17 protein-coding genes and 1 pseudogene are annotated in these 17,065 nt (G+C 64.5%); 5 read left to right on the top strand and 13 right to left on the bottom strand.

The genetic code is table 11. From position 1 onward, the window contains the following. Positions 1-38: 38 nt before the first annotated feature. The 11 genes and pseudogenes from chvE to WI560_RS10500 all read right to left on the bottom strand — a co-directional run bounded on the left by chvE (position 39) and on the right by WI560_RS10500 (position 10,662). On the bottom strand, positions 39-1,112 hold the full coding sequence (gene chvE, locus WI560_RS10550; RefSeq protein WP_375307940.1) for a multiple monosaccharide ABC transporter substrate-binding protein: 1,074 nt from the start codon (positions 1,110-1,112) through the stop codon (positions 39-41). Between the two features lie 71 nt (positions 1,113-1,183). Next, complete coding sequence (locus WI560_RS10545) at positions 1,184-2,062, bottom strand: SMP-30/gluconolactonase/LRE family protein (RefSeq protein ID WP_375308811.1); 879 nt, start codon at positions 2,060-2,062, stop codon at positions 1,184-1,186. Further along, a complete protein-coding gene (locus WI560_RS10540; protein WP_375307939.1) occupies positions 2,062-3,138 on the bottom strand; it encodes an aldose epimerase family protein in 1,077 nt (358 codons plus the stop codon). Before WI560_RS10540 ends, WI560_RS10545 begins: the two co-directional genes overlap by 1 nt. A gap of 2 nt (positions 3,139-3,140) precedes the next feature. Beyond that, complete coding sequence (locus tag WI560_RS10535) at positions 3,141-4,067, bottom strand: Gfo/Idh/MocA family protein (RefSeq protein WP_375307938.1); 927 nt, start codon at positions 4,065-4,067, stop codon at positions 3,141-3,143. Beyond that, the gene (locus tag WI560_RS10530; protein WP_257193863.1) at positions 4,064-4,840 is read right to left on the bottom strand and encodes a FadR/GntR family transcriptional regulator; all 777 of its coding nucleotides are present in this window, start codon (positions 4,838-4,840) and stop codon (positions 4,064-4,066) included. Before WI560_RS10530 ends, WI560_RS10535 begins: the two co-directional genes overlap by 4 nt. A 20-nt stretch (positions 4,841-4,860) precedes the next feature. After that, a pseudogene (locus tag WI560_RS10525) lies at positions 4,861-5,031 on the bottom strand (sugar ABC transporter permease YjfF); the annotation flags it as partial. A gap of 492 nt (positions 5,032-5,523) precedes the next feature. After that, positions 5,524-6,696: a fumarylacetoacetate hydrolase family protein gene (locus tag WI560_RS10520; RefSeq protein WP_028135508.1), complete on the bottom strand. Its 1,173-nt coding sequence runs from the start codon at positions 6,694-6,696 to the stop codon at positions 5,524-5,526. A gap of 102 nt (positions 6,697-6,798) precedes the next feature. After that, positions 6,799-7,776 carry a HEAT repeat domain-containing protein gene (locus WI560_RS10515; protein WP_375307937.1) on the bottom strand — a complete coding sequence of 326 codons (978 nt, stop codon included), beginning with the start codon at positions 7,774-7,776 and terminating at the stop codon, positions 6,799-6,801. Between the two features lie 2 nt (positions 7,777-7,778). Beyond that, positions 7,779-8,012 (bottom strand): ferredoxin family protein, encoded by a 234-nt coding sequence (locus tag WI560_RS10510; protein ID WP_007593252.1) that lies wholly within the window; start codon positions 8,010-8,012, stop codon positions 7,779-7,781. 31 nt (positions 8,013-8,043) lie between these two features. After that, on the bottom strand, positions 8,044-9,786 hold the full coding sequence (locus tag WI560_RS10505; protein ID WP_375307936.1) for a fumarate reductase/succinate dehydrogenase flavoprotein subunit: 1,743 nt from the start codon (positions 9,784-9,786) through the stop codon (positions 8,044-8,046). Positions 9,787-9,888: 102 nt separating this feature from the next. Beyond that, positions 9,889-10,662: a ferredoxin--NADP reductase gene (locus WI560_RS10500; RefSeq protein ID WP_375307935.1), complete on the bottom strand. Its 774-nt coding sequence runs from the start codon at positions 10,660-10,662 to the stop codon at positions 9,889-9,891. Between the two features lie 194 nt (positions 10,663-10,856). On the opposite strand from WI560_RS10500, the gene WI560_RS10495 reads away from it, so the two are divergent. From WI560_RS10495 to WI560_RS10475, 5 genes are all read left to right on the top strand, one after another. Beyond that, positions 10,857-11,162, top strand: coding sequence for a gamma-butyrobetaine hydroxylase-like domain-containing protein (locus tag WI560_RS10495; protein ID WP_375307934.1), 306 nt, complete (start codon positions 10,857-10,859; stop codon positions 11,160-11,162). Between the two features lie 184 nt (positions 11,163-11,346). Then, positions 11,347-12,120 carry a Crp/Fnr family transcriptional regulator gene (locus WI560_RS10490; protein WP_375307933.1) on the top strand — a complete coding sequence of 258 codons (774 nt, stop codon included), beginning with the start codon at positions 11,347-11,349 and terminating at the stop codon, positions 12,118-12,120. Between the two features lie 181 nt (positions 12,121-12,301). Beyond that, on the top strand, positions 12,302-13,723 hold the full coding sequence (locus WI560_RS10485) for an ABC transporter substrate-binding protein (protein ID WP_375307932.1): 1,422 nt from the start codon (positions 12,302-12,304) through the stop codon (positions 13,721-13,723). Then, a complete protein-coding gene (locus WI560_RS10480; RefSeq protein WP_373568066.1) occupies positions 13,720-14,631 on the top strand; it encodes an ABC transporter permease in 912 nt (303 codons plus the stop codon). The genes WI560_RS10485 and WI560_RS10480 overlap by 4 nt, the downstream gene beginning before the upstream one ends. Further along, positions 14,616-15,500, top strand: coding sequence for an ABC transporter ATP-binding protein (locus tag WI560_RS10475; protein WP_375307931.1), 885 nt, complete (start codon positions 14,616-14,618; stop codon positions 15,498-15,500). Before WI560_RS10480 ends, WI560_RS10475 begins: the two co-directional genes overlap by 16 nt. Before the next feature lie 129 nt (positions 15,501-15,629). Here WI560_RS10475 and WI560_RS10470 read toward each other — a convergent pair whose 3' ends face one another. Together WI560_RS10470 and WI560_RS10465 are read right to left on the bottom strand one after the other, a co-directional pair. Beyond that, positions 15,630-16,688, bottom strand: coding sequence for a YeiH family protein (locus WI560_RS10470; protein WP_375307930.1), 1,059 nt, complete (start codon positions 16,686-16,688; stop codon positions 15,630-15,632). A 110-nt stretch (positions 16,689-16,798) separates the two neighbouring features. Next, complete coding sequence (locus WI560_RS10465) at positions 16,799-17,017, bottom strand: hypothetical protein (protein WP_028135498.1); 219 nt, start codon at positions 17,015-17,017, stop codon at positions 16,799-16,801. Positions 17,018-17,065 lie beyond the last annotated feature (48 nt).

Here is a 17,065-nt window from a genome sequence, read left to right as displayed (position 1 = left end):
GTCCCCCACTCCCACACGCGGGGAGAGGGAAAGGGAAGTTACTGGAACTGCGCCTTCTTGTAGTAGCCGCTGTCGACCAGGACCTTCTCCCAATTGTCCTTGTAGACCACGACCGGCTTGAGCAGGTAGGACGGCACGGTCTTGACGCCGTTCTCGTAGGTCTTGGTGTCGTTGACCGTGACCTGCTTGCCGGCGAGCGCGGCGTCGACCATGTCGGCGGTCACCTTGGCGAGGTCGCGGGTGTCCTTGAAGATGGTCGAATATTGGTCGCCGCGCAGCATCGCCTTGATCGAAGGCACCTCGGCGTCCTGCCCCGAAATGATCGGCATCGGCTGACCGGCGCTGCCATAGCCGACGCCCTTCAGTGACGAAATGATGCCGATCGAGATGCCGTCATAGGGCGACAGCACGGCGTTGAGCTTCTTGTTTCCGTAATAGGCGCTGAGCAGGTTGTCCATGCGGGCCTGGGCGGTGGCGCCATCCCAACGCAGGGTCGCGACCTTGTCCATGCCCATCTGGCCCGAGGCGACGACGAGCTTGCCGCTGTCGATGTAGGGCTTCAGCACGCTCATCGCGCCGTTGTAGAAGAAGTAGGCATTGTTGTCGTCCGGCGAACCGCCGAACAGCTCGATGTTGAACGGGCCCTTGCCGTCCTTCAGCCCGAGCCCCTGCTCGATCGATTGCGCCTGCAAGACGCCGACCTGGAAATTGTCGAAGGTCGCGTAATAGTCGACGTTCGGCGTGCCGCGGATCAGGCGGTCATAGGCGATCACGGTGATGCCTTTTGCTTTCGCCTGCTTGAGCACGTCGGACAGCGTCGTGCCGTCGATTGCGGCGATCACCAGCGCTTTCGCGCCCTTGGTCACCATGTTCTCGACTTGCGAGAGCTGGTTCGGAATGTCGTCCTCGGCATATTGCAGGTCGGTGTTGTAGCCGCGTTCCTTCAGCACCTTGACCATGTTGTTGCCGTCGTCGATCCAGCGCGCCGACGATTTCGTCGGCATGGCAATGCCGACGGTCGCCTTGTTCTGGGCGGCAGCGGGAAGGCTCGTGGCCATCGTCGCAGCGCCCGCCAGCGCCAGTGCGAGGAATGCGGTCTTCAGTTTCTGCATGTTTCACTCCCTTGGGTATCAGATTGTCTGTTCGTGTCGTCGAGAACGTGCCGTGGTTGCTTTCTTGTCTCCTATGCGAGCTTGACGTCGGGCTCCGCGCGACCGCGCGCGGAGGCCTCCAATAGAAAGGTGTAACCGGCTTGCGGATCGGCGGCGCGCGCGGCCGTGTCCATGTCCTGCCAGGCGGAGGTGACGAGGAGACGCGATAGGTCGGGGCCGACGAAGGCCGGGCAACTCGCCTGCCGCGCCGGCACGCCGAGCGAGCGCAGGCGTTCGCCTTGCGGAGAATAGACGTCAATCCGGCTCGCGCCCCAGCAGGCGTTCCAGATCTGCCCGTCGGCGTCGCACACCGAGCCGTCGAGACCGCCAATGCCGGTATGGCGCAGCAGCACCTCCGGCTCGCCGCGCGGCAGGCCGGTCGCGGGATTGAGCGGCACGGCATAGAGCACGGCGCGCGGAGTGTCGGTGAAGTAGCCGGTGGCGCCATCCGGCGAGAAGCAGATCGAATTGGGGATGCTGATGCCGGAAAACAGCGTCGAGATCTTGCCGCGATGGAGCGCGTAGATCGCTCCGGCCCTCGGCTCGGCCTTCTTGCCCATGGTGCCGATCCAGAACGTGCCGGACTGGTGCACGCGGCAATCGTTGGAGCGCGTGACCGGATTGTCCGCCTCGAGCGCGAGGAACAGCGTCATGGCGCCATCGGCGAGCTTGCGGATGTAAAGCCCGTCCTCGGCGACGATCAACTGCCGTTCGGCATCGATGCGCCCGAGCGCGCTCGCCATCCGGCCGAGCGCATGGACGCGGATGCTGCCGCTGCCGAGTTGCGCCTCGAACAGCCGTCCCTCGCGGATGTCGAACCACCAGGCGGTGTCGGTGGTCACGTCATAGGTCGGGCCCTCGCCGAGATGGCAGGGGTCGTCCGAGAGAACGGTGGTCGGCACCTGCTCCATCATGGCGTCCTCACTGCAAAGCGATACACCGTGTGATGGCGATAGACCTGGCCGGGATCGAGGCGCGGGCTCGGAAAATCCGGCCGGTTCGGCGCATCAGGCCAGATGTGCGGCTCCAGGCAAATGGCGTCCGACTGCCGGATCATCTTGCCGCCCTTCCCCGAAATCGTGCCGTCCAGGTAATTGCCGGAATAGACCTGAAGGCCGGGCTGGTCGGTGAACAGCTCCATGATCCGCCCCGAGCGCGGCGCCTCCAGCCTTGCAGCGAGCGCGAGCTTGCCGTCGCGGCCGAGGCAATAGGTGTGGTCGTAGCCCCTGCCGTTCTGCAATTGCTGATCGCCCTGCCGGATGCGCTCGCCGACCGGCCGAGCTTCGCGGAAATCGAACGGCGTGCCGGCAACGCGACGCGGCGGCTCCGGCAACGGAATGGCGGTGGGGTCGATCGCGAGGAAATGCTCGGCGGCGACCGTCAGGCGGTGGTCGAGGATGGACGTGCCCGACGTTGCGCCTTCGAGATTGAAGAAGCTGTGGTTGGTCAGGTTGACGATCGTCGGCCGGTCGCTGCGCGCTTCCATACTCAGCGACAGCTCGGATGGGCCAGTGACGCGATAGGTCAGGCGGACATCGAGCTTGCCGGGATAATTCTCCTCCCCGTGCGGACTCGTATAGGCGAGTGTCACTGCGGGCTCTGCGCCCTCGTCGATCTCCACGATCTCCCAGAGCTTGCGGTCGAATCCATCGAGACCGCCGTGCAGGGCATTCGGCCCGTTGTTGACGGCAAGCTGCACCGTCTCACCATCCAGCGAAAACCGTCCCTTGGCGATGCGGTTGGCGTAGCGGCCGACGGTGGCGCCGAAAAACTTTCGTTCCGCAAGATAGCCGGTGAACGCGTCATGGCCGAGCACGACGTCGTCATGGCCGCCCTTCGCATCCGGCGCGATCAGCGCCTGAAGCACCGCACCATGGGTGATGATCCGCGCTTCGAACCCGCCTGCCCCGCGCAGCACGAAGCGCTCGACGTCGCGGCCATCAGGCAGTCTCCCGAAGACATCCTTTTCGATTGTTGAGCCAGCCATGTCTAATCCACGAACGGTTCGACAATTGTGCGCTTGCCGAGCAGGAAGGCGTCGGCGACGAGACGCAGCGGTGTCAGATCGACGTCGCTTGCGCCGGTCGCCGCGAGCCCGACGAAGCGCCGGTAGAGTCCGCGATATTCCTCATCGGGAGCTTCGGCAAGAACCTTGTCGTCGATGGCCATGCGCGCGCCCCCATTGGACAGGGTCATCCGGCCGCGATCGGTATCGACGACAATATCCCAGCTTTGCGGCCCGGTCTGGCGAAAGTCGAACTCGGCGGTCACGGGCAGGCCTGCAATGTCGGTCAGGGTCAGGCTCGCAGCGATCGGCGCTTGGCAGTTGGCGGGAAAGGCAAGTTCGGCCGCGGTGACGAACACCGGCCTGGGCAGGATTCTGGTCAGGATCGACAACGCGTTGATGCCGGGATCGAACACGCCAAGACCACCTGGTTCCCAGATCCAGCTCTGGCCGGGATGCCAGACGCGGACATCCTCCTTCCAGCTGATGTGCACCGATTTGACGCGTCGCGCGGCGAGCCATTGTCGGGCCGGCTCGACCGCCGGTGCATGGCGCGAATGCCAGGTCGCAAACAGCGTTCGTCTTGCCTGCGCCGCCATCTCGATCAACGGATCGAGCTCGGCCACACCGGCGCCCGGCGGCTTTTCCAGCATGACATGCTTGCCGGCAGCAAGCGCCGCGGCCGCCTGCGCGCGCCTCACCTGCGGCGGCGTGCACAGCGACACGGCGTCAATCGGCGGACCTTTCTCCAGCAGCTCCTCGATGGTCGCGAAGTGCGGCAGGCCCGGCAGCGAGGCATTGCGGCTGGCAATCGCCGCCAGCATCGCGCCCGGCACCGCCGCAATTGCGCCGACGTGCTGGTCGCGCGCGATCTTGCCGAAACCGACGATGGCGATGCGAAGTTCCGTCACGATCTCTCTCCGGATTCGGCCGATGGCACCGTCTCGGCCGCTGCGGTCTCGATGACCGTGCCCTCATGGCGATGCATGCCGTTGTGAATGACGAAGACCATCGCCTCCGAGGCGGCGTCGGCATCGCCCGCCGCGATCGCATCGACGATGTTCTGGTGCCATTGCAGCACCGTGTCGCGGTCCTCCGGCTCGACCGGGGCGCTGAGCAGGAACGAGGCGCGCAGCGCTGCCTCGATGACGTGGCCGATCGAGCGCATGAACAGATTGCCGGAGGCGCGCGCCACCGCGACGTGAAGCGCGAGGTCGGCATCGGCAAAGCCGACCGAGTCGGACGCTTCGAGCCGCATCCGCTCCATGCTGTGCCGGAGCTCGGCGAGATCCTGCTCGGACCGCCGCGTGGCCGCCAGCATCGCCGCGCGCGGTTCGACCGCAAGACGGATCTCGGCGAGATCGTTGAGGAAGCGCTTGTCGATGCCGGCGTCCAGGTGCCAGGCCAGCACGTCGGCGTCGAACATGTTCCAGGCGCCGCGCTCGCGCACGACGGTGCCGACCCGCGCCTTGGTGGTGAGCAGTCCCTTGGCGACCAGCGTCTTCACGCTCTCCCGCAGCACCGGCCGCGACACGCCGAACATCGCGATCATCTCGGCGTCGCCCGGCAGGCGCGTCCCCTCCGCGTAACGTCCGGCGATGATGTCGATGCCGATCGAGCGGGCGACCTCCGCATGGTTGGAGTGGGCCCGCCGCGTCGGGATGACGACGATGCGCGAGGTCATGAGGCGGCTCCTGCGCTCTTCGCCACCGGCCGGCGCGCGAGTGCGACCAGGCTGCCGCCGAGCGCGTAGACGTTGGCGCCGAACCGGGTGAGATGCAGCAGCAGCGCGCCGCCGATGACGGGCACCAGCAGGATGATCGCGATCGCCGTCAACCGCCCGCCTCCGGGCATCCGCAACGCGGCGTCGAACACCGCCGGGCGGGCTGCGCGAGCAGCAACGCGGCGGTGGCGCTGGCCGCAAAGAGGGCTTTGAGGGTCGTCAGGCGCGTCTCCCAAGATTTGTCCGGGGCGCCGGATTGGTCGCGTGGCGCCCGCAAAGACCGCCCTTTGCGGGCGATGGCGGGTACTATTCCACGGAAGATGAGTTCCGACTAGTCATATTATTTGACTATTTAGGGGAAAATGCACGGAGGAGCGGCGCGCGGTTCTATGACACGCTAAGCGGGATTTTGTTCCAGTGATGCAACGGGCAGATGAAGGGAATTTGCGGATTTGGATGCAAGTGCTCGGTCCGCAACGGCGGCGATAAACGGTCGCGCGCGCTCTTCGGTCATCGCGAGAGAGGGGAAGGCAATGCAGAATTTCTAAGATTCTGAATTGCCTTCGCTGCGCTCGCGATGACGGTGTGGAGAGAGCTCCGCGTCTATCAACCCACGCTTCGCGTATCTTGCGCCGAGCGAAGAGCTAGATCAGCTTCCGCTGCGCCAGGTTCTTCATCAGCGCGCCGATGCCGAAGGTCCACGGCTCGCACTCGTCGCTGGTGCGCATGCGGTTGACGAGCTTGCCGAGCTGGGGCGCGGCAATCGTGACGATGTCGTCGCGCTTGTGGGTGAACCCCTGCCCCGGCGCATCGCGGTCCTTCACGGGCGCGAACATCGTGCCGAGGAACAGCACGAAGCCGTCGGGGTATTGATGGATCTTGCCGATGGTCTGCGCGACGAGGTCGGTCGGGTCGCGGCTGATCTTGCTGATGGAGGAATGACCGTCGAGAACGAACCCGTCCGTGCCCTTGACGTTCAGGCTGATGTCGAGCTTGCGCGCATCGTCGAGCGTGAAGCTGTCGTCGAACAGGCGCAGCAACGGGCCGATCGAGCAGGAGGCGTTGTTGTCCTTGGCCTTCGACAGCAGCAGCGCCGAGCGCCCTTCGAAGTCGCGCAGATTGACATCGTTGCCGAGTGCACCGCCGACGATCTTGCCGCGGCTGGAGACGAACAGCACGAGCTCAGGCTCGGGATTATTCCAGGTCGATTTCGGGTGCAGGCCCGCATCCATGCCGGTGCCGACGGAGGACATGGTCGGGGCCTTGGTGAAGACCTCTGCATCGGGGCCGATGCCGACTTCGAGATACTGGCTCCAGGCGTTCTGGTCGATCAGCACCTGCTTCAGGTGCATGGCCTGATCGGAGCCCGGCTTGAGCTTCGACAGATCGTCGCCGATCAGCCGCGTCACTTCTTTCCGGATCGCCTCGGCCGAGGCCGGATTGCCCTTGGCGCGCTCCTCGATCACACGCTCCAGCATCGAGATGGCGAAGGTGACGCCCGCCGCCTTCAGGGTCTGGAGATCGACCGGCGCGAGCAGCCAGGGCTTTTTCGGATCACGCCCATCGGGTGCCGTGTTGGCCACGAGGGCCTCGAGATCGCCGATGCGCTCGCCCTTGGTCGCGCCGAGCGCCTTGGCCGGATCGTCTTCCTCGCAGAGCGCGCTGACGGTCGGAAACTTTGCGGTGACGTCGAATACGCCATCGCCTCGCACTGCGACGACGGCTGGACCGTTCACCTGCGGCAGCCAGACGCGGCCGACCAGCGTCCCCTTCGTTCCATCCTCGGGGAGAAGGTCCTTCACGGTCAATGTCGTCATGGCGGCGTCCTCGCTCTATCCAGGGGATCGGCCGTTCGCAGCAGCCGATCTCGTTGGCGAAGACCAATAAACGTCTGGCTCCGGATGTCCAGAGCGACGCCGCTAGGCCCCTGCCCGGGCCTTGCGGGCTGCGATCTGCTGCAGCGCCCAACGCGCATTCTTGCGGACATCGGGATCGGGATCGTCAGCGATCACGGCCAGGAATGCCTCACCGTCGGGATGCGCGATCTCGCCGAGCGCGGCGGCGGCTTCCTTGCGCAGGTTGGCCTGGTCGTGGTTGACGCAATTGCCGATCGGCCGCACCGCGCGTTCGATCTTCATCCTCCCGAGGCTGCGGATCGCCTTCAGCCGCACCTGCCAGAACTCGTCCGCGAGGCTGGCGACGAGCTGATCAGCCGCGATCGCACCATTGGCGTTCAGGCCCAGGGTCTCCGCGGCCATCTCACGCACCATCCAGTCGCCGTCCTTCAGCGCACGGGTGATGGTCTCGGCCGCCGGCTTCATCTGCGAGAACGCCAGCGCGCTCACGGCGGCACGGCGGACATGGGCGTCGGGATCGTTGATCAGCGCGGTCAGGGCGGGGATGGATTCCTCCAGCTTGAGGAAGCCGATCACGCCGATGGCCTGCACGCGCACGGCGGCATCGGAATCCTGCAGCGCTTCCAGCGCCGGCTTGAGCGTGTCCTTGCAGCGCAATTCCTTGAGCGCACGCAGCGCGCCCATGCGGACGAAGGCGTGCGCGTGCTTCACCAGGGGCAGGATCACCTCGGCGCAGGCGGGATCCTTGAACTCGGCCATGCTGTCGGCCGCGGCGGCCGCGACGATCCTTTCGGGATCGACCAGCAGCTTGACCAGCGCGCTTGCGGCCTCCGGCCCGTCGAACTCGCCGAGCGCCATCGCCACTTGCTGGCGCACGCCGCCGTCGGGATCGGCGACCATGTTGGCGAGATGCGCCACGGCGGCCGGATCGCCGGAATGGCCGAGCGCGATGATGGCGACGCGGCGCTCGGCGGGATCGGCCGCCTGCAACCGCTCGTCGGCGTCTTCCAGATCGTCGTAGGATTCGAACGGGCTCGACATGATCACCTCAACAGATAGGGAATGTTGACGGTGACGGCGCCGGTCGGGCAATCGGCCTCGCAGGGCATGCAGTACCAGCACTCGTCATAGGCCATGTAGGCCTTGTTGGTCATGTCGCTGATGCGCAAGACGTCGAGCGGGCAAACGTCGACGCAGACGGTGCAGCCCTTGTCGGCGATGCACTTGGCGTCGTCGACGACCACCGGAACCGAGGTCTGATAGGACGCGAGAGGCATTTGATGTCTCCTGTTGCTTTGGCGCGGTGGTTCAGGCGGAGGCGCGAATGCGCTGCTTGTCGTAAAGGTCCTTCTCGTCGTCCGCGATCGGCACGACATAGGGCTCGACGGCGCGCTTTTCGCTGGTCATCTTGCCGTCCTGCTTGGACAGCAGCGTGTGGCAGAACCAGTTCTCGTTGTCCTTCTCCGGGAAATCGGTGCGCCAGTGATAGAGGCCCCAGCGGCTCTCCTCGCGGTAGAGCGAGGCGTGCGCGGCCATGTCGGCGCAGTCCATGATCGACTGCACTTCGAGCGCGCGCAGCAGCTCGTGCGCGTTGCGCGCGATCATGCGCTCCTGCATGTCCTCGCGCGCTTCGGCCAGGCGCCGCATGCCGAGCTCGTACTTGCGCGTCACCTTCGGCGGCTGGAGATAGTCGTTGACGAGGCGGCGGGTCTTGTACTCGATCTGATTCGGCGGAATGCCGTCCTCGCGCTTCGTCGGCGCCATCACGCGGTCGCGCTCCACCGCGACGTCGGCCGCATCGAACTCCGCGAAATCATGGCTGTCGGCGAACTCCATGGCGTCGATGCCGGCGACCGAACCGTTGGTGAAGGCGCCCAGCATGTAATTGTGCGGCACGCTCGCCATGTCGCCGGCGGCATAGAGGCCCGGCACGGTGGTGCGCGCATTGTCGTCGACGAACACGCCGGAGGCACTGTGGCCCGAGCAGAAGCCGATCTCGGAGATGTGCATCTCGATCGACTCGCTGCGGTAGTCGACGCCGCGTCCTTGCTGGAACAGCCCGCGCGTCGGCCGCTCCACCTTGTGCAGCGTGGATTCGATCTCCGAGATGGTGTCCGGATGCAGATGCTTGAGCTGGAGGAACACCGGGCCCTTGCCGGACAACAGCTCGTTGTAGAACTCCAGCATCATCTGGCCCGACCAATAGTCGCATTCGATGAAGCGTGAGCCTTCGTTGTTCGCCGTGTACGCGCCGAACGGACCGGCGACATAGGCGCAGGCCGGGCCGTTATAGTCCTTGATCAGCGGGTTGATCTGGAAGCATTCGAGGTTCGCGAGCGCGGCGCCGGCATGGTAGGCCATGGCGTAGCCGTCGCCGGAATTGGCGGCGTTCTCATAGGTGCCGAACATGTAGCCGGAGGTCGGCAGGCCGAGGCGGCCAGCGGCGCCCATGCAGAGGATCACGGCCTTGGCCTTGATCACCAGCATCTCGGCGGTGCGGGTATTGACGCTGATCGCGCCGGCGATGCGGCCGTCCGACGATTTCAGCAGCCGCGTCGCCATGTAGCGATTGGAGATCAGGATGCGGGCGCGGCGGAGCTGGCGGTAGAGCGCCTTCTTCACGGTCTCGCCGTTCGGCATCGGCAGCACGTAGGTGCCGATGTGGTGCACCTTCTTGACCGCGTAATCGCCATTCTCGTTCTTCAGGAAGCGGATGCCGAAGCTGTCGAGCTCCTCGATGATCGAGTAACAGTTCTGGGCATATTTATAGACCGCCTTCTGGTCGACGATGCCGTCGTTGGCGATGGTGATTTCCTTGGTGTACTGCTCCGGCGTCGCATAGCCGGGGATGACGGCGTTGTTCAGACCGTCCATGCCCATCGAGATCGCGCCGGAGCGCTTGACGTTGGCTTTTTCGAGCAGGACGACGTTGGCCTTCGGGTTCTTCAGCTTCGCCTTCAGCGCCGCCATCGGGCCGGCCGTGCCGCCGCCGATCACCAGCACATCGCAGGAAACCTCCGAAAGTCCGTCGACGATCTGATCTAGTGCCATCACTTGCTCCTGGTTCGCCGATCTCCGGCGCCTTTGCATCAGAGTTGTTCAGGGGGCGTCGCGGCGATAGCAATTAGTTGTCGCCCGAGCGCGATTTGCGCCTCAGCGCTCGACAAAGGCCTTCTCGATAACGAAATGGCCGGGCGCGCTGTGATTGCCTTCGACAAAGCCGCGCGCGGAGAACATCTCGTGAAGCTCTTCGAGCATCGCGGGGCTGCCGCACAGCATGATGCGGTCGGTCTCGATATCGAGCCCTGATAGCCCGACATCCTCGAACAGCTGGTTCGAGGCGATCAGATCGGTGATGCGGCCGCGATTGCGGAACGGCTCGCGGGTCACGGTCGGGTAGTACACCAGCTTGTCGCGGATCAGCGGTCCGAAGAATTCGTGGTTGCGCAGGCTTTCGACGACATTTTCGCCATAGGCGAGCTCGGAGACCTGGCGGCAGCCATGGGCGAGCACGATGGTCTCGTAGTTCTCGTACACATCGGGGTCCTTGATCAGGCTGGCGAAGGGCGCAAGGCCCGTGCCGGTCGAGAGCAGCAGCAGCCGCTTTCCAGGAATGAGATTGCCGGTGATCAACGTGCCCGTCGCCTTGCGGCCGACCAGGATGATGTCGCCCTCCCTGATCTTCTGCAGGCGCGAGGTCAGCGGGCCGTCCTGCACCTTGATCGAGAAGAATTCGAGCGCCTCCTCGTGATTAGCGCTGGCCATGCTGTAGGCGCGCATGAGGGGCCTGCCCTCGACCTCGAGCCCGATCATCGCGAACTGGCCGTTCTGGAAGCGGAAGCCCGGATCGCGCGTCGCGGTGAAGCTGAACAGAGAGTCGGTCCAGTGCTTGACTGACAGAACCGTCTCCTTCTGGAATGCACTCATGATCTCTCCTTATCGATTGCCTCAAGGTCTCGGAGAGAGGAGAGTCCGGCAATTCGGAAGTGAGAGTTCCGGTCGATTAGTTTCCCATTTCGCGGAGCGGTGATCGACCTGAGCGCGGTGGTCATGCCCGCCCCGGCAATTAGTTGCTATTCGTGCACGCCCGCACCGACATAGATAGAGGCCGGAGGTTCGTCATGACCATGACTGCATTGGTGGCGCCGACCGTGGCCGACTATGAAGCCAGCGCTGATCTGGCCGCGCTTCTCGTCCGCACCACGCAGGACGATGCGCTGCGCGTGTCTGCCGAAACACTCCGCCTCTCCTGCAAATGCGCCCACTGCACGCGCGCCCGCTTCGACGGCCGCTTCCCGGAAACCTTTCCGGGAATTGCGATCACAGAGGTCGGCGATCTCGGCTACGGGCTGAACATCTCGTTCTCGGACGGGCATGACAGGGGGATTTACCCGAAGACGTATCTGCTGAGCCTGGCGGGGCGTTGACCAATGTCGTCATTCCGGGGCGCCCGGAGGGCGAGCCCGGAATCCATAACCCCCGCTCGTAATTATGGATTCCGGGTCTACGCGCCTTGCGCGCGTCCCGGGAATGACGCCGGAGGTTGGCGCTTTTCATCTGGCACGGACATTGCTCCTCTTTAGAACGATTTGAACGTTCCGGAGGCAAACGATGTTGCAGGCGGCGAATGCGGTTCGCGGGGCCGTTCCCCCGGCAGTCCGGCCTGCGGGCAGCTCCTCGCTGCTGCTCACCGAGAACCAGCAATGGATCGGCGGGCCGCCGCCACTGATGGACAAGCTGTCGCCGCGCGAGCGGGAGCTGGTGCTGAAACAGGGCCGGCGAAAGGTGCTGAACCGCGGCCAGACGCTGTTCAACCAGGGCGGCAAGCATGACGGCATCTGGCTGATCGAGAGCGGCCGCATCCGCGTGTTCTATACCTCGCCGCAGGGGCGCGAGATCACGCTTGCCTATTGGCATGTCGGCAATTTCGTCGGCGGCCCCGAGGTGTTCGAAGGCACCGTGCATCAATGGTCCGGCGTTGCGTCCAGCAATTGCAGCGTCGTGCACCTGCCCGGCAAGGAATTGCGGTCCCTGGCCGCCGAGATCCCGAACCTCGCCATCGGCCTGATCGAGGGCCTGACCTTCAAGGGCAAATGCTACTCGGCGCTGGCGCAGATGCTGGGAACGCGCTCGATCACCCAGCGCCTTGCGCATCTCCTGCTGCATCTCGTCGAGCTCTATGGCGTCGACGACGCCGACGGTACCGTGATCGCGGCGGCTTTCACCCACGCCGACATCGCCCACATGGTCGGCGCCACCAGGCAGTGGGTCACCATCAGCCTCAAGCGCATGCAGGAGAAGGGAATCGTGCAGACCAAGCGGTCGCAGATCGTGGTCTGCCGGACCGACGTGCTGGAGGAGATGCGCGGTCACGCAGCTGACTAGGCGAATTTGCGACCAAGGCCGATGCACAGGCAAGCGGCTTTATAGTGCAGGACTGCCCAAGGAGTATGCAATCACCTTTTCCCGGCAACTAATCGACTGCGGTCACCATTCCGGATTTGCCCTGCCCCCGCCCTCACCCAATCATGGCAACCACAGCACATCCAACCGAATGAGGATGAGAATGGTCCGCCATCTTCCCACGCTCTCGATCGCGATGTCGGTGACGTCGCTGGCGCTACTCGTCACGCAACCGGCCGCGGCGGAAACCGTCACGCTCGGTATCGGAACGCAGGACACCACGACCAACACGGTGACCGCGGGCGTCGTCATCCGCCAGCTCCATCTCCTGGAGAAATATCTGCCCAAGGACGGCAAGTACGCCAACATCAAGTTCGCGCTGGAGTGGCAGAACTTCACCTCGGGTCCGCCCGTGACCAATGCGATGATGGCGAACAAGCTGCAGATCGGCATGATGGGCGACTATCCCCTGATCGTGAACGGCTTCACCTTCGAGAGCAATCCCGAGAGCAAGAGCCGGCTGATGGGCATCGCCGCCTACAGCCTGTCCGGCTCCGGCAACGGCATGGTGGTTCACAAGGATTCACCCTACTACGACCTCGCCGATCTCAAGGGCAAGCTGGTCAGCGTTCCCTTCGGCTCCGCCGCGCACGGCATGGTGCTGAAGGCGATGCAGGATCGCGGCTACGCATCGGACTTCTTCCAGCTCGTCAGCCAGAGCCCCGAAGTTGGCTCGACCAATCTCCAGGAGAAGAAGATCGATGCGCATGCCGACTTCGTCCCCTTCGCCGAGCTGCTGCCGTTCCGCGGCTTCGCGCGCAAGATCTTCGATGGCGTCGAGACGAACTTGCCGACCTTCCACGGCATCGTGGTCCGCACCGACTTCGCCGAAAAATATCCGGAGGTCGTCGTCGCCTATTTCAAGGCGCTGATCGCCGCCAATCAGTGGCTGCGCGACGATCCCAAGCTGGCCTCCGAAAAAATCCAGGAATGGACCGGCATCAACAAGGAAGTCGTCTACATCTTCCTGGGGCCGAGCGGCAACATGACCACCGATCCGACGATCAAGCCCGCTCTGATCGATGCCGCCACGGCCGACGTCAAGGTTCTGCAGAACCTCGGCCGCATGAAGGAATTCGATCCGAAGAAATGGGTCGACGAAAGCTACATCCGCAAGGCCTATGCCGAGATGAAGCTCGACTACGACGCACAATTGGCCAGCACGAAGAACTACGAGATCTCCGGCGAAGATGCCTTCTGCAAGAAGCCGATCGCCGATCCGCGCAAGGCCGGCGAGGTCTGGGTGGATGATGCCGGCATCATGCCCTTCTCGTCCGCCGCCTGCACCCTCGGGGCGTACGCCGACTACAAGGCCAAGGGCAAGAAGATCAACGTCGCCTATGTCTTCGACACGACGCGCGGCATCAAGCTGTTCGCCGACCAAGCCTTCTTTGCGGTCGGCAACGGCGAGGTCGCCCCGTTCCTGCTCAAGAAGGACGCCGAAGCCTATGCCGCCAAGGTCGGCGGCAAGGTGCTCGGCTTCGACGACGCGGTGAAGGCCGCCGTCGGCGGAGGCAAGACGTGAGCAGTCCCGCCCTCCTCAGACATCCCGAGGACAGCATGCCGGCAACAGCCATTGCAGAGGCGGGACCAGCGCCCGCCGTCAGCGCCCAGCCTGCGGCGCCGCCTTCCTTCGGCACACTCGCGCTGCGCTGGTACCGGCTCAATCGGGCTGGGCTGCGCGCGACCGCGATCGGCGTGATTTCGCTGCTCGCCTTCCTGCTGGTCTGGCATCTGCTGACCACCTATCGCGTCGTGTTCTTCGTGCGCTTCACCAACGTGCCCTCGCCGCTCGCGGTCTATGCAAGCTTCAACACGGCGATCCACGATCCCAAATTCCTGATGCACATCGCGCTGAGCTGCCGGCGCATCTTCATCGGCTTCTCGCTCGCCGCCATCGTCGGCGTCCCGCTCGGCCTGATCATGGGCCGCTTCAAGCTGGTGCACGAGATCATCTTCCCGGTCGCGGAAGTGCTGCGGCCGATCCCGGCGATCGCCTGGGTGCCGATGGCGATCATGCTGTGGCCGACCAACGAGCAGAGCATCGTCTTCATCACCTTCCTCGGCTCGTTCTTCCCGATCCTGGTTAACACGCTGCACGGCATGTCGCTGGTCGATCCCGTGCTGGTGCGTGCCGCGCAATGTCTCGGCGCCCGCGAGCGCTCGATCTTCCGCGAGGTGTATTTCCCGGCCTCGCTGCCGCACATCTTCACGGGCCTCACGGTCGGCATGGGCGTCGCATGGGTCTCGCTGATCGCAGCCGAGATGATCTCGGGCCAATACGGTATCGGCTACTTCACCTGGGAGGCCTATTCGCTGGTCCAGTACGCCGACATCGCGCTCGGCATGATCGCAATCGGCGTGCTCGGGCTCGGATCGAGCGTCCTGATCAGAGGCGCCGGAAAATTGGTGATGCCATGGAGGTCGACATGAGCGATATGATTGCGGGCACGCCGAAGGGCCATGTCGAGGTCAAGAACTTCTCCCTCGCCTACGAGACCATCGAGGGACCGGTGCAGGCCGTCACCGATACGCAGATCCACGTGAAGCCCGGCGAGTTCGTCTCGATCGTCGGCCCCTCCGGCTGCGGGAAGTCGACCCTGCTCAACGCGGTCGCCGGCTTCCTCAAGCCCACCACCGGGATCGTCACCGTTGACGGCGAGAAGGTCAGCGGTCCCAGCGCCGAGCGCGGCATGGTGTTCCAGCAATATTCGCTGTTTCCCTGGAAGACGGTGCGTGAGAACGTCGAGTTCGGCCTGAAGATGCGCGGCATGCCGCGCTCGCAGCGCGAGCGCGCGGCGCGTACGCTGCTCGGCCTTGCCGGGCTTGAAGCCTTCGAGAAGCACTATCCTGAAAAACTCTCCGGCGGCATGAAGCAGCGCGTCGGCATCGTCCGCGCGCTGGCGACGGGGCCGAAGGTGCTGCTGCTGGACGAGCCGTTCGGTGCACTCGACGCGCAGACCCGCGTCATCATGCAGCAGATCCTCACCAACATGTGGCAGCGGCTCAAGATCTCGGTGCTGTTCGTCACCCACGACATCGACGAGGCGATCTTCCTGTCCGATCGCGTCTACTGCATGACCGCGCGCCCCGGCTCGATCAAGGCGGAAATCCCGATCCCGCTGGAGCGGCCGCGGCAGCAAGCGATGATGATGTCGTCGGAGTTCCTGGCGCTGCGCCGCGGGCTGATGTCGCTGATCCGCGAAGAGAGCCTGAAGGCGATGGGCGGCGAGATCAGCGACATGGGCATGCAGGGGCTGAGCATCGAGCTGCATGGGCACTCCCTGGCGGATGTGATCTGACTTAGCCACGGCGATGACGGTCTCGTAGGGTGGGCAAAGCGGAGCGTGCCCACCACCTGTCGCCATACTGGAGAGATCGTGGGCACGGCGCTTCGCGCCTTTGCCCACCCTACGGCAGTTTTGCCCCGATCACTTGAACCAATGCACCAGTGCGATGCTGATGCCGAGCAGCAGCAGCAGCGACAGCGTCACGGCTGCGGTCACCCGTCCCCCGACATTGGCGAGTACGCGGACGTCGACGCCGAGGCCGAGGGCGGCCATCGAGACCACGGTGAGGAAGCCCGTGATCTTCGTCACCGGGCCGACCACCGTGGGCGGAACGATCTCGAGGGAGCGCAGCGTCGCGAGCGCGAGGAAGCCGAGGATGAACCAGGGGACCAGGCGGAAGAAGCCGACATTGGTCTTCTTGGCGTCGCTCTGCCAGCGCGAGGCGACCAGCGACAGGCCGACGACGACCGGCCCGAGCATCAGGACGCGCATCAGCTTCACCAGCGTGCCGATCTGCGTCGAGACGAGGCCGGCCGGGACCGTCGCGGCCAGCACCTGCGGCACCGCATAGACGGTGAGACCCGCGAGGATACCGTATTGCGTCGCCGACAATTGCAGCAGCGGGATCAGCAGCGGAAGTCCGAGCACCATCATCACGCCGAGGATGGCCGTGAAGGAGATCGAGGACGCGATCTCATCGTTGTTGGCGCCGATGATCGGCGCCACCGCCGCGATCGCCGAATTGCCGCAGATCGAGTTGCCGCAGGCGATCAGGATCGACAGCCGCGTCGACAGGCCGAGCAGCCGGCTGATGCCGAAAGAGATGCCGAGTGCGACCACGACGACCGCGGCGATCGAGGCCAGCAGCGCGATGCCAGAGGCGGCGATGGCGGCGAAGCTGATGGAGGCGCCCAGCAGCATCACCGCGACTTCAAGCAGCTGTTTGGCGCTGAAGGCAATGCCGGCCTGCCAGCGCGGCGCAGGCTTCCAGAAGCTGCGAAGGGCCATGCCGAGCAGAATCGCCATCACCAGCGCTTCGACATAGGGATGTTCGAAAAAGCCCAGTTCCGCCCGCTCCAGCAGGGCCGAGACACCGGCGACGGCGACGCAGAGGAGGATACCCGGGATCAGCGCCGCGATACGGCTTGCGGCGGTGGCCGGCTTGGCATCGACCGGACTGGATGCTTGATTCTGCGACACAAATCTCTCCCAGAGGAGAAATATTTATACGCAGCGTCAGCTCGATGGGGAATAAGTTTTCGACATATCAGGGCCGAGGGAAGTTCTGTCCTCAGACCGGATGTTCTGGGTCAGAAGATCAAGCTCTTGGCCAGCGAGGCGACCCGGCTGAAGCCGTCATAGATGCCCGGCTCGAAGAAGGCCGCACGCGCCAGCACGATGCCGGCGACCAGCGACCAGAACAGACCAGTGCCGACCCGCAACAGCATCTTTGACGCACGCGACCGCGGCTGGGTGTCCGTCGCGGACACCAGCTGCTCGCCGAAGGGCTCAAATCCAGTGCGTTCCATAGCTGCCGATCCATCAATTCCTGGTGGGAATGTCGTCGTTTCCCGTCC

It is taken from the genome of Bradyrhizobium sp. A11, from assembly GCF_042077125.1.
Taxonomy (GTDB): Bacteria; Pseudomonadota; Alphaproteobacteria; order Rhizobiales; family Xanthobacteraceae; genus Bradyrhizobium; species Bradyrhizobium japonicum_B.
Note: the sequence above shows the minus strand (reverse complement) of the source record. Positions and strands in the feature narration are given on the sequence as shown.